8 protein-coding genes are annotated in these 12,212 nt (G+C 64.5%); 3 read left to right on the top strand and 5 right to left on the bottom strand.

What is annotated here, in order from left to right:
- Positions 1-3 precede the first annotated feature (3 nt).
- Positions 4-2,148 (top strand): glycoside hydrolase family 3 N-terminal domain-containing protein, encoded by a 2,145-nt coding sequence (locus IG196_RS06565; RefSeq protein WP_192195492.1) that lies wholly within the window; start codon positions 4-6, stop codon positions 2,146-2,148.
- 407 nt (positions 2,149-2,555) lie between these two features.
- Here IG196_RS06565 and IG196_RS06560 read toward each other — a convergent pair whose 3' ends face one another.
- Together IG196_RS06560 and IG196_RS06555 are read right to left on the bottom strand one after the other, a co-directional pair.
- On the bottom strand, positions 2,556-3,008 hold the full coding sequence (locus IG196_RS06560) for a hypothetical protein (RefSeq protein ID WP_192195491.1): 453 nt from the start codon (positions 3,006-3,008) through the stop codon (positions 2,556-2,558).
- Positions 3,009-3,433: 425 nt separating this feature from the next.
- Complete coding sequence (locus tag IG196_RS06555) at positions 3,434-3,898, bottom strand: hypothetical protein (protein WP_192195490.1); 465 nt, start codon at positions 3,896-3,898, stop codon at positions 3,434-3,436.
- A 560-nt stretch (positions 3,899-4,458) separates the two neighbouring features.
- Here IG196_RS06555 and IG196_RS06550 point away from each other — a divergent pair.
- Positions 4,459-5,907, top strand: coding sequence for an IS1182 family transposase (locus IG196_RS06550; RefSeq protein ID WP_192195489.1), 1,449 nt, complete (start codon positions 4,459-4,461; stop codon positions 5,905-5,907).
- A 269-nt stretch (positions 5,908-6,176) separates the two neighbouring features.
- Here the strand turns inward: IG196_RS06550 and IG196_RS06545 are convergent, their stop codons facing one another.
- From IG196_RS06545 to IG196_RS06535, 3 genes are all read right to left on the bottom strand, one after another.
- Positions 6,177-6,623, bottom strand: coding sequence for a hypothetical protein (locus IG196_RS06545; RefSeq protein WP_192195488.1), 447 nt, complete (start codon positions 6,621-6,623; stop codon positions 6,177-6,179).
- 162 nt (positions 6,624-6,785) lie between these two features.
- Positions 6,786-7,058: a hypothetical protein gene (locus IG196_RS06540; protein WP_192195487.1), complete on the bottom strand. Its 273-nt coding sequence runs from the start codon at positions 7,056-7,058 to the stop codon at positions 6,786-6,788.
- A gap of 438 nt (positions 7,059-7,496) precedes the next feature.
- Entirely contained in the window at positions 7,497-8,384 is an 888-nt protein-coding gene (locus tag IG196_RS06535; protein WP_062472076.1) for a LysR family transcriptional regulator, read from the bottom strand.
- Between the two features lie 263 nt (positions 8,385-8,647).
- Here IG196_RS06535 and IG196_RS06530 point away from each other — a divergent pair, with 263 nt between their 5' ends.
- On the top strand, positions 8,648-12,193 hold the full coding sequence (locus IG196_RS06530) for an indolepyruvate ferredoxin oxidoreductase family protein (RefSeq protein WP_192195486.1): 3,546 nt from the start codon (positions 8,648-8,650) through the stop codon (positions 12,191-12,193).
- The last annotated feature ends 19 nt before the right edge of the window (positions 12,194-12,212 follow it).

Below are 12,212 nucleotides of genomic sequence, written 5' to 3'. Positions count from 1 at the left end.
CTGATGAGTCGCATCGACACCCTCATGGCCCGGATGACGCTTGCCGAAAAGCTGGGTCAACTGACGATGACTGCCTCCAGCTACACGGTCACCGGGCCGGTGCTCGCGGGGGACTCCACGCAGTCGATCATTGACGGCACCGTCGGCAATCTGCTGAACATGGTCGGCGCCGGCCCCACGCACGAGATGCAGCGGCTGGCCGTCGAGAAGTCGCGGCTCGGCATTCCGCTGCTGATCGGCCTGGACATCATTCATGGCCATCGCACGCTCTTTCCGATCCCGCTTGCGGAGGCCGGCACCTTCGACGAAGAGCTCTGGGAGCGCACGGCGCGCGAGGCCGCGCGCGAAGGCGCTGCCGACGGCCTGGCGATGACCTTCGCGCCGATGCTCGATGTATCGCGCGATCCCCGCTGGGGCCGCACCGCGGAAGGACCTGGCGAAGACCCCTGGCTGAACGCACGCATCGCGCAGGCCAAGGTGCGCGGCTTCCAGGGGGCCGATCTGTCGTCGGCCGAATCGCTGGCCGCCTGTGCGAAGCATTTCGTCGCATACGGCGCAGTCAATGCGGGGCGGGAGTACGCCTCGGTCGACATCTCCGAGCGCACCTTGCGCGAGGTGCATCTGCCGGGCTTCGCGGCAGCGGTGCGCGCCGGCGTCGCGACGCTGATGCCCGCCTTCACCGATCTCAACGGCGTGCCGATGACGGCGCACATCCCCCTGCTGCGCGACTGGTTGCGCGGCGAGATGGGCTGGGACGGCGTCATCGTCAGCGACTACAACGCGATCGCGGAATTGATCAAGCACGGCGTCGCGGCCGATCTCGTCGATGCCGCGGTGCTGGCGCTGAAGGCCGGCGTCGACATCGACATGATGGCCGACGCGTACCGCAAGGGCCTGCCCATCGCGCTCGCGCAGGGACGAGTGACGATCGAAGAGATCGACGCGAGCGTGCGCCGCGTGTTGCGGCTCAAGGAGCAGCTCGGCCTGTTCGACGACCCCTACCGCCGCGGCGCGACACCGGAACCCGCGGCAGTTGTCGCTGAGCGGCACGCGGTGGCGCGCGACGCCGCGCGCAAAGCCATCGTCATGCTGAAGAATGAGCGCGACACCCTGCCCTTGCCTGCGGCGGCGAAGGCACTGTGTGTCATCGGCCCGCTGGCCGACGCGAGCACCGAGATGAAAGGCCCGTGGTGGGGTGCCGGTGGAGACGAGCCGGCCGTCAGCGTGCTTGCCGGTTTGCGCGCGGCGCTGCCGCAGACCGACATACGCCATGCACCCGGCGTCGCCATCGAGAACGATGACGACAGCGGCATCGACGCTGCCGCCCTGCTGTGCGACGGCGTCGACGCCGTTGTGCTGTGCCTGGGCGAGCGTGCCACGATGAGTGGCGAGGCGGCGAGCCGTGCCACGCCCGCGCTTCCCGGCCGGCAGCAGGCTCTGGCCGAAGCGGCGGTGGCACGTGCACACGCGCTCGGCATCCCCGTCATCGCCATCTTGTTCTCGGGTCGCCCGCTCGTCGTCCCCTGGCTGGCCGAACACGCCGATGCGCTGCTGGCTGCGTGGTTCCTCGGCGTCGAAGCCGGCCACGCGATCGCCGACGTGGTCACAGGCCGGGTCACCCCCTGCGGTCGCACGCCGATGAGCTGGCCGCGCGCCGTCGGGCAGCTGCCGATCTACTTCGGCCAGCGTCCCACCGGCCGGCCGATGAATCCCGCCGACTACTTCACGAGCAGGTACCAGGACGTCGACAACACGCCGTTGTATGCCTTCGGCCACGGCTTGACCTACGGCCAATTTGTCTACGACGAGCTTCAGGTCGAGCCGCTGCGCGTGCGCGAGCAGGACGCGTTGAAGATCAGCGTCAGGCTGCGCAACGTGGGCGCGCGCGAGGCTGAAGAGACGGTCTTCCTGTTCATCCGCAGCAAGCTGAGCCGTGTCACCCGGCCGTTGCTGGAACTCAAGGGCTGCGCGAAGCTGCGATTGACGCCGGGCGAAGCTGGCTCGGTGAACCTGGAACTGCCGGCGGCCGAGCTGCGCTACCTCGGGCCGGACCTGCAGCCCTTGTTCGAGGCGGGAGAAGTCGAGATCTTCGTCGGGCCGAGTGCCGAGCCATCGGGGTTGCTGCGCCAGACTATCGAGTTGTGTTGAGGCCCTAGGGCATTGCCTGCGGCTTTGTCGTTCGTGCCTCCAGTTTTGACGGCTCAATGGGCGGGTGCGAGCCCGGCCGGTTTCACGCAAGTGGTTTTCCGGTAGTCCAACCCGTCGAGCCGCAGGAGCCTGTTAGCCCATTCGATTTCGATGTCCGGTTGTGGCCGGATTTTTCCCAAGGTGATGCGGAGCACTGTGTGCCTGCGATGGCGCCGAGCACGCGATGGCTATCGCTGCGAACTGGACATTCGCGGCGGTCGAATGTATGACGGCTTAGGGCCCTAAGCGGCCGGTCATCCGTATTGGAAAGAAGCCATATAAACAGATCACGCGAGTCGGGTCGTTTTGGGTTCTTCACGCCGATCGCATCTCATGCGTCTCGGACCACCCGCGAACACTCTCTCGCACTATCTCGACGCAACCGGTACTAACTGAGTAGGAATTTCCACCCCAGTTCGTTTGTTGACGATCTGTGGCCGCCATTGATAGGTCGTGCTGGGATAACCGAACTCCACCACCTTAGCCATGTAGCGGAGTTCGTAGGTCTCTCCTGCTGCGACATCGAATCGGATGGTTGGAGGCGTACCACGTGCGCCAATACCGACGTAAAGGTCGATCTTTAGCGTGTGCGATCCGGGCGTGAGCTCGTATCGATTGAAGAATCCGTTTCCGCGATGCCGCCCGTCGACCTCGATGATGTTTGTCTTCATGTGGTCGTTGTTCTCCAGCACCGCCAGGGATGCGACAGGAAGTGCCTCGGTACCCAGACCCTTATAAGTGGATGTTGCACACCCTGAAAGACAAGCTATAGAGATGCCTATCGGCAGTGCAAAATTCAGGAGGCGCGGTTGAATTTTCATGAGGAATTATTGTCTGCTCACGGCCGCACCCGGTCTTGACGGTGCGGGCGAATGCCCGAACTAACGGACGCCGCTTCGAAGCACCGAACTTGGCCATGACACCCCACAGCGCCGTGATAACGCCGATCACCACCCCACCGAACAACAGGTGCGGCGAGTGCAGGGCTACAGCACCGATGAGAAAGAAAGCGGTTGCGATGACACCGCAGGCGACGACGAAGAACGTGACCATTGATCCCTTTCGGTTAGGCGTGGCCGCCGACTGCATTCTGTTATTCCCACGAACGACTGCTTCCGAACAAAGAAGGTCGAGGCAACGAAGGACGGCTCTTGGCCGACTGTAGCCTGTCGCCACGTCGGCGCATTGGGGCCCTAAGCCGTCACTCGCGCTTCTACAAAGCGGCCGTTCACCCGTGCGCATTTACTCATCTTGGGAATTCGTCAGGTGTCTTGGAGCCCCAGCCCTTGGTGGACTTCAAAACCTCTCCACATGTAGAGACAGCGAGCCACTGCGTGTAGAACCGCTCGACACTCCAGTTTGGATCGCCTCGATTGCGTTCGTAGGTCACTTGCACTTCTGGTGCGTTCCATCCAGACACAACGTCCAAGATGTTTCTGTAGTAAGGGTCCCTGTCTACAGAACAGCAGTCCGGATGCCTTTTCAGAAAATCTGTCACCGCCTCCGGCGATGCTTCAATCTGCGTAGTCCTCCATCTACGGCCCTTGATGTCTTGGAGTGACTCGGCCGCCAGATGCGTCACGGCCGCCTCGATCAACTGTGAGTCGGTCCAATAGCGCCGTTCCTTGACGCACACTCCTCCGGCCTGAAAGGCAAGAAACGTCGCCAGAGCGCACAGAGGGATGGCAATGAACAGGACTTTGATTTTCACGCTGAGAGCTTCTCGCGGAGGTTCGCTCCTGGCCGACTGTAGCCGGTCGCGCCGCGGTCGTGAATGGCCCAAAGCAGTCCCACGTTTTTCTCCGAAGCAGACGTAGAGAGATACGGCTAATGGAGAGCAGAGTCTCCGCTTTCCATATGTGGAAAGTTCTGATTCACGAATGACTTCACGAACTCGCCGGGTACGGCTGGGAGTCCCTGCACCCTCGCGGCTTCGATGTAACCGAGCCAAAAAGCACGAATCTTGTCGGGAACGGTATCGACGAAACCCATCTATGTCGCGACTACCTCATGCCATGAACCGCTCGCACCAAATGTTTGATGGAGCTTGGGCTCAAGAGCGACAAGGACCTCTCGTTGGTCTTCGTCGAGTTCTCCAATAGCATTCAGGATGTAGCAGTCCAAGAGCCTCAAAAATGGGTTGTCGTCGTATCTACTCATCACGTTTAGTATGCTTTGCAAGCGACCGCTTCTGGCCGAGGCTGTGTGAAAAGACTTCCAGTCCCGCCCATCAAAAAATAAAATCGATGCACCGTTCCAAGCGAGGTGCCCATGAAGCGATTCATCGAAGGCGAAGACCGACAGCAGGTCGCGCTGTTGCCGGAATGTCTTGATGACTATATCGGTGAAGACAACCCGGTGCGAGTCGTCGACGCCTTCGTCGAGGAACTTGATCTTCAGGCACTCGGCTTCAAAGGCGCGGACCCCGCTGCTACCGGTCGGCCTGCGTACCACCCGGCGGTGCTTCTCAAGCTCTACATCTACGGCTACCTGAACCGTATCCAGTCCAGCCGGCGCCTGGAACGCGAAGCCCAACGCAACGTCGAGTTGATGTGGCTCACGGGCCGGCTGGCTCCGGACTTCAAGACCATCGCCGACTTCCGCCACGACAACGGCGCGGGCATCCGCAATGTCTGCCGTCGCTTCATCGGTCTGTGCCGCGAGCTCAAACTCTTCACGCAAGCCATCGTGGCTATCGATGGCAGCAAGTTCAAGGCCGTCAACAGCCGCGACCGCAACGTCACGCCCGCCAAGATCGATGCGCGCCAGCGCCAGATCGAGCAGAGCATCCAGCGCTACCTGGACGCGCTGGAGACGGCGGATCGCACGCAGCCTGCTGAGGTGGAAGCGAAGACCGAACGCCTGCAGGACAAGATCCGAACCCTGCGCGCGCAGATGCGCCAGCTCGACGAGACCCAGGAGCAATTGAAGAAGCTGCCCGACGGGCAGATCTCCACCACCGACACCGATGCCCGCTCGATGAACTCGCAGGCCAAGGGCTCGGGCCTGGTGGGCTACAACGTGCAGACAGCGGTCGATGCCAAACACCATCTCATCGTGGTGCACGAGGTGACGAACATCGGCAACGACCGGGCGCAGTTGAGCAAGATGGCCAAGGCTGCACGTGAGGCCATGGACACGAAGAAGCTGCAGGCCTTCGCCGACCGTGGCTACTTCAACGGCACAGAGCTCAAGGCCTGCGAGGACGCGGGCATCACGGCCTTCGTGCCCAAGCCCATGACCTCGGGCGCCAAGGCTGCGGGCCGCTTCGACAAGAGCGACTTCATCTACATCGCGAAGGACGATGAGTACCAGTGCCCTGCGGGCGAGCGGGCCATCTACCGGTTCAGCACGCTGGAGAAGAACGGGCTCAACGCCCATGTCTACTGGACCAGTGCCTGCCCCACATGCGCGATCAAAGACCAATGCACGACAGGCGACTACCGACGCATCCGCCGATGGGAACATGAAGAAGTGCTCGAGCGTGTGCAGCAGCGGCTGGACAGGAAGCCCGAGGCCATGACCTTGCGACGGCGCACCGTGGAGCATGTCTTCGGGACGTTGAAGCACTGGATGGGCTCGACGCACTTCCTGACGAAGACGCTGGCGCATGTGAGCACCGAGATGAGCCTGCATGTGCTGGCCTACAACCTCAAGCGGGTGATCGCCATCCTCGGTATGACGAAAACAATGAAGGCGATGCGGCTGGTGGGGGCGTGAGCCTCTTTACGGTGCTTCAACGGCGCGCAGTGGGCCCGCTGGGCTTCGAATCTGTTCGTGCCCGCCTACGACTACTGGATGGCCTGCGAGGCTGGCGATTGCCCTCGTGACGCGGATGCTCGGCATACTGGAGCGCCGAAAGCGTTTCCACACAGCCTCGGCCGCGTGCAGACCGTCGTCAGTCGGCACCCAAGGTCCAACGCTGGAGTTAACCGACAAACAACCGCACAGCGGCTATTTGTCTGGTTGAACGATTGGTGAGCCCTTGCTCAAACTTCATATGCATAGGTGCAACTGAGCTCAGCCCCTTTCAGAGCTGATTTAAAGGGTTCAGGCGCATCCTTGAGGACGGCGCCAAAGCTGGCGTTGAGCTTGCCGCCACCCATGCTGCCTTTGTACTTGATGCTCTTGGGCTTGGCTTGAAGCTGGAGCCTGTTTGAACCGGAGAGCGCAGCCTCTACCCTGTAGATGCCACGACGGAAATCAGTGGACTCAGAGGTCTCTGCCTGTGGTGAAGCCAAGCGGATGGTTTGCCCGCGGTAGGAGAGTTTCAGATCGACCTCGACAATGGAGGCGGGCACATCACCCACCAAGGTGAGTGCCTGCCCCGTGTGACTCCCTGTGCAGTTCAGTTGCGCCGTATTTGCACCTGCGATGGCCTGACCCGAGAGGGCGAACAACGACACGAGGGTGCAGAGAGGCAAGGTTTTTCTCATAGGGCTTCCATGTGACTCATGCAATGTATGACGCACGACCTGAGAGACAAGCTGAGCAGCGCGGAACTTCCGGTCACGGCCTCCTCGACAAGAACGTTTCTGATCATAGGCTGAGCGATTCAGCCGCTGCATTTTTCAGCTCCGCAGCCCGCAGACCCGCCGCTAACCGCCAGCCTCAGCCACCCCACTCCGCGCCCTCTCACTCGCCTGAAACAACGCCCCCGCCTTGCGCGCCAGTTCTGCCGCAAGCCACAGCAGGTTGTCCAGTTGCCGAGGCCCATCGCCGCTGCACCAGTCGATGCCTTCCCCGTGGCAGACCCACAGCAGGGCTTCGAGTTGGGCGAGGGTGTTTTCGAGGAGGTTCGCCGGGTCTTCGTGAGCATTTCCGGCGGAGAGTACCGGCGTGCGAGGCCGGGCTATAGTCTTGGTAGCCATTTTTGTGCGTTCCTTCCAAGGTGATTGCACGTCTTTGGTTAGACGGCTGGGGTGCTCGTAACACCCCGGCCGTCGCCTTTTGATACCTCGCATTTGCATCGCTGCTTTCGCACCGACAACCTGCCGCGAGGCAAGCAGCCTTCCAACATTTCAATGGCTGTGTGTGGCGTCTTCCGAGTCCCCTTGGTGGGGTTTTGAGTGGCAGGGGCAGCTACTTTAGAGAAGAGCACAGCGCCGTGCCGATTTCGCGCGGCACGAAGTCTCGAAGCACGCCAACAAATGCAGCTTCCGCCGTGCGCCCTGCCGATCCGCAGCTGCGCTCAACACGCTCACGTCGATGGGGTGCCTTGCGCAGCGAAATCAAGGAGGAGGCCGCAGGCCGGGGGACATTCGCGGAGCAAGGCTCCCCGTCGGCGGGAGCGTCGCCCTGAAGGACTTTTACGGCATGCCCCGTGCCAGCAAATGATCGACCAACCGACGCTGCGGAAAACTCAATGCCTCCTGCCGCGTGCACAGGTACATGCGACGTGAAGCCCACGCATCGGTGAGGTTGATGAAGCGCAGCTTCATCTCCTTGCGGTAAGTCACCGCCGCCCCCTCGGGCAGGATGCCCACGCCCATTCCCGCTTCGATCATCCGGCACACGGCCTCGAAGCTCTTCACGCGCACACGCAGCCGCAGCACTTTGCGCGCGCTCATCGCGGCGTCTTCCATGGTGCGGGAGATGGCCGAGTCGTCTTCGAGCCCCACGAAATCGAAGTCGAGCAGTTCTTCGAACGACACCTCGCGCCCGCGCCACGGATGCTTCTGGCGCACGATGGCCACGAGCCGGTCGGTGCGGTACGGAATGAAGTGCAGCGCCGGGTCGACCGCCTCGCTGGTGATCACGCCCACGTCGGCCTGGCGGTCGCGGATGGCCTGCACGATGTACACGCTGCGGTGCTCTTCAACGCTCACGCGGATCTCGGGGTAGCGCAGACGAAAGCTCGCCACGTCGTCGGGCAGGAACTGCCCCATTGCCGACGCGTTGGCGTGCAGCCGCACACGGCCGGTGGCGCCCTGCGCGTAGTCCGACAGGTCGGCGCGCATGCGGTCCACGTCGCGCAGGATCTGGCGCGCATGCATGGCCAGCGACTCGCCCGCGCCCGTGGGCGTCACGCCCTTCGAGGTGCGGTTGAGCAGCCCCACGCCGAGCTGGCTCTCGAGGATGGCCAGGCGCCGGCTCGCGGCCGACAGCACCATGTGGCTCTCGGCGGCGGCCTTCGACAGGCTGCCGTGCTCAATGGCGCGCAGGAACAGCGCCAGCGAATCCAGGTCGGGTCTCATCGGGTCCTCGGTCGATCGGGCGGACATTGTCGGGCCTGCGCGCTGGCGCATGCGCAGCCGAAGGCCTTTCGGCGAATCGACTTCGGCGGCGATGGTTCTTCCGGAATGCGGGTTTCTCCCTCGAAACGAAGAAGCACTTTCGGGCCGAGGTGCGAAAGAATCGTCGCTGTCTCGGCGGCAACCCCGGCGAGGCGTTTCGCGGGCCGGCCCTCTACCGGGGCCACGCCCGCATTCCACGAGTCCTACCCGGAGTCTTTTCTCTCATGGCAACCCACGAACTCGCCAGCGTTGCGCTGGACGACAAATACACGGCCACCGAAGGCCGGATCTACCTGAGCGGCATCCAGGCGCTGGTGCGCCTCATGCTCGTGCAGAAATGGCGCGACCAGCAGGCCGGCCTGAACACCGCGGGCTTTGTCTCGGGCTACCGCGGCTCGCCGCTCGGTGGCCTGGACGAAGCGCTGTGGAAAGCCCAGCCCCAGCTCGAAGCCAACGCCGTCAAGTTCCTGCCCGGCGTGAACGAAGAGCTGGCCGCCACCGCCGTGTGGGGCACGCAGCAAGTGCACCTGACCGGCGAGAGCGCGGTCGATGGCGTGTTTGCCATGTGGTACGGCAAGGCGCCCGGCGTGGACCGCTGCGGCGACGTGTTCAAGCACATGAGCCACGCAGGCACCTCGCCGAAGGGCGGCATCCTGCTGGTGGCGGGCGACGACCATGGCGCGTCTTCTTCCACCCTGCCCAACCAGAGCGACCACCTGTTCGCCGCGTCGATGATCCCCATGCTCTACCCGCAGAGCGTGGAGGAATACATCGAGCTGGGCCTGCACGGCTTTGCGATGTCGCGCTTTGCCGGGCTGCCGGTCGGCTTCAAGGCGCTGGCCGATACGGTGGAGTCGTCGAGCTCGATTGCCGCCGGCGCGCTCGACGTGCACATGCGCCTGCCGAAAGACTTCGTGTTCCCGCCCGGCGGCGTGCATGCGCGACTGTCGACCGACACGCTCGGCGTGCAGGCGCGCAAGCAGGAAGCGCTGATGCAGGACTACAAGATCTACGCCGCCATCGCCTACGCGCGCGAGAACCGCCTGAACCGCGTGACCATCGATTCGCCTCAGGCGCGCCTGGGCATCGTGGCCTCGGGCAAGTCGTACCGCGACGTGCTCGAAGCGCTCGAAGAGCTGGGCATCGATGCCGACGAGGCCGCGCGCATCGGCATCCGCCTGTTCAAGGTGTCGATGCCCTGGCCGCTGGAGCCCGATTCGATCCGCGAGTTTGCCGACGGGCTCGAAGAGATTCTGGTGGTCGAAGAGAAGCGCCAGATCGTCGAGTACCAGCTCAAGGAGCACCTGTACAACTGGCGCGAAAACGTGCGCCCGCGCGTGATCGGCAAGTTCGACGAACAGGGCGAATGGGGCGCGCACCCGCGCGGCCAGTGGCTGCTGCCGGCCACGGCCGACTTCTCGGTGGCGCAGATCGCGCGTGTCATTGCCGGGCGCGTGGCGCGCTTTCACACCAGTGACCGCATCCGCATGCGGCTGGCGATTCTCGACGCGAAGGACGTGGTGCTCGGCAAGGCCGTGGCCACGCCCTCGCGCCCGGCCTGGTACTGCGCGGGCTGCCCGCACAACACCTCGACCAAGGTGCCCGAAGGCAGCCTCGCGCTCGCGGGCATCGGCTGCCACGTGATGGCCACGGCGATCTACCCCGAGCACAACCGCACCACCACGCACATGGGCGGCGAAGGCGCGCCGTGGTTGGGGCAGGCGTGGTTCTCCAAGCGCAAGCACGTGTTCGCGAACCTCGGCGACGGCACTTACTACCACTCGGGTTCGCTCGCCATTCGCGCGGCCGTGGCGGCGGGCGTGAACATCACCTACAAGATCCTCTACAACGACGCGGTCGCGATGACGGGCGGCCAGCCGGTCGACGGACCGATCACCGTGCCGCGCATCGCGCACCAGGTCGCGGCCGAAGGCGTGAAGCGCCTCGCGCTGGTGGCCGAAGACCCGACGCGCTGGGCCGACCGCAGCCTGCTGCCGCCCGAGCGCGACGGTTTGTTTTCGCTGAGCGTGCACCACCGCGACGACATGGATGCGGTGCAGCGCGAGCTGCGCGGCTTCGAGGGCGTGTCGGTGCTGATCTACGACCAGGTGTGCGCGGCCGAGAAGCGCCGTCGCCGCAAGAAGGGCGAGTTCCCGCAAGCCGCGCGGCGCGTGTTCATCAACGACGCGGTGTGCGAAGGCTGTGGCGACTGCGGTGAGCAGTCGAACTGCACCGCCCTGCTACCGAAGCAGACTGACCTGGGCCTCAAGCGCAGCGTGGACCAGAGCGCATGCAACGCCGACGAGTCGTGCATCAAGGGCTTCTGCCCGAGCTTCGTGACGGTCGAAGGCGTGAAGCCGCGCAAGCACGCGCCCGTGGCCGTGAAGGCCGCCGAAGAACCTGCCCTGCCCGCGCCCGCTCCACTCGCGCTGGACGGCATGCACAACATCCTGATCACCGGCATCGGCGGCACGGGCGTGATCACCATCGGCGCGCTGATCGGCATGGCGGCGCACCTCGAAGGCAAGGGCGTGAGCGTGCTCGACATGACGGGCATGTCGCAGAAGAACGGCTCGGTCACGTCGCACGTGCGCATTGCGCGCGACGCGGCGCAGCTGAAGGCGCAACGCATTCCCACCGGCGAGGCCGACCTGATCCTGGGCTGCGACATGCTCACGGCCGGCGCGCCCGACGCCATCGCGCGCATGCGGCCGGGTCGCACCTACGCGCTGGTCAACACCTTCGAGCAACCGACGGGGCACTTCGCGCAGCAGCCCGACTGGGAGTTCCCGGCCGCGCAGGTGCGCGCGCTCATCGAGGAATCGGTCGACGGCCGCGCGGACTTCATCGACGCGACGCAGCTGGCCACGCGCCTCATGGGCGACGCCATCGCGGCCAACCTGTTCCTGCTGGGCTTCGCGTTCCAGAAGGGGTTTGTGCCGCTGTCGGCCGAAGCGCTCGACAAGGCCATCGAGATCAACGGCGTGGCCGTGAAGGCCAACCAGGCCGCGTTCCGCTGGGGCCGCAAAGCCGCGCTCGACCTCGCGGCCGTCACGCGCCAGGCCACGCCGGCGCAGGCGGTGTCGCTGCAGAAGCCGCAGAGCTTCGAGGCGCTGGTGGCCGACCGCACCGCGTTCCTGACGTCGTACCAGAACGCCGCCTACGCACGCAGCTACGCGGACCTCGTCGAACGCGTGCGCGACGCCGAGCAACGCACGCGCGGCAGCACCGTGCTGGCCAAGGCCGTCGCCTCGGGCCTCTTCAAGCTCATGGCCTACAAGGACGAGTACGAAGTGGCGCGCCTGTACGCCGACCCGCGCTTCATGGAGAAGCTCGGCGAGCAGTTCGAAGGCAAGCCGGTGCTGCGCTTTCACCTCGCGCCGCCCGTGCTGGGCCGTCGCGACGCCGAAGGCCGCGCGCTGAAGACCAGCTTCGGCCCGTGGATGCTCGGCGCCTTCCGCGTGCTTGCGAAGCTGCGCGGCCTGCGCGGCACGGCGCTCGATCCGTTCGGCCGCACCGCCGAGCGCCGCATGGAGCGCCAGCTCGTTGCCGACTACCGCGCGATGGTCGAAGACCTGCTTGCGCGCTTCGAGCGCATCGACTTCGACACCGCGCTGTCTCTCGCGCGTTTGCCCGAACAGATCCGCGGCTTCGGGCATGTGAAGGAAGAAAGCATCGTGTCGGCGCGCGTGCGGTGGGAGATGCTGCGTGGGCAGCTCGATGCCGTGGCGCCTGGGCGGGCGGCTCGGGCGGAGCCTATGGCCGCTTGACCGATGGGGCGGCCGCCCG

The sequence above is a fragment of the Variovorax sp. 38R genome (genome assembly GCF_014843395.1).
GTDB lineage: Bacteria > Pseudomonadota > Gammaproteobacteria > Burkholderiales > Burkholderiaceae_C > Variovorax > Variovorax paradoxus_H.
This window is presented reverse-complemented; position numbering and strand designations above follow the sequence as displayed.

Bases quoted from the DNA above. Each gene is read 5' to 3' on its own strand.
- IG196_RS06565 (WP_192195492.1), top strand. From the start codon at position 4: ATGAGTCGCATCGACACCCTCATGGCCCGGATGACGCTTGCCGAAAAG.
- IG196_RS06560 (WP_192195491.1), bottom strand. From the start codon at position 3,008: ATGAAAATTCAACCGCGCCTCCTGAATTTTGCACTGCCGATAGGCATC.
- IG196_RS06550 (WP_192195489.1), top strand. From the start codon at position 4,459: ATGAAGCGATTCATCGAAGGCGAAGACCGACAGCAGGTCGCGCTGTTG.
- IG196_RS06545 (WP_192195488.1), bottom strand. From the start codon at position 6,623: ATGAGAAAAACCTTGCCTCTCTGCACCCTCGTGTCGTTGTTCGCCCTC.
- IG196_RS06540 (WP_192195487.1), bottom strand. From the start codon at position 7,058: ATGGCTACCAAGACTATAGCCCGGCCTCGCACGCCGGTACTCTCCGCC.
- IG196_RS06535 (WP_062472076.1), bottom strand. From the start codon at position 8,384: ATGAGACCCGACCTGGATTCGCTGGCGCTGTTCCTGCGCGCCATTGAG.
- IG196_RS06530 (WP_192195486.1), top strand. From the start codon at position 8,648: ATGGCAACCCACGAACTCGCCAGCGTTGCGCTGGACGACAAATACACG.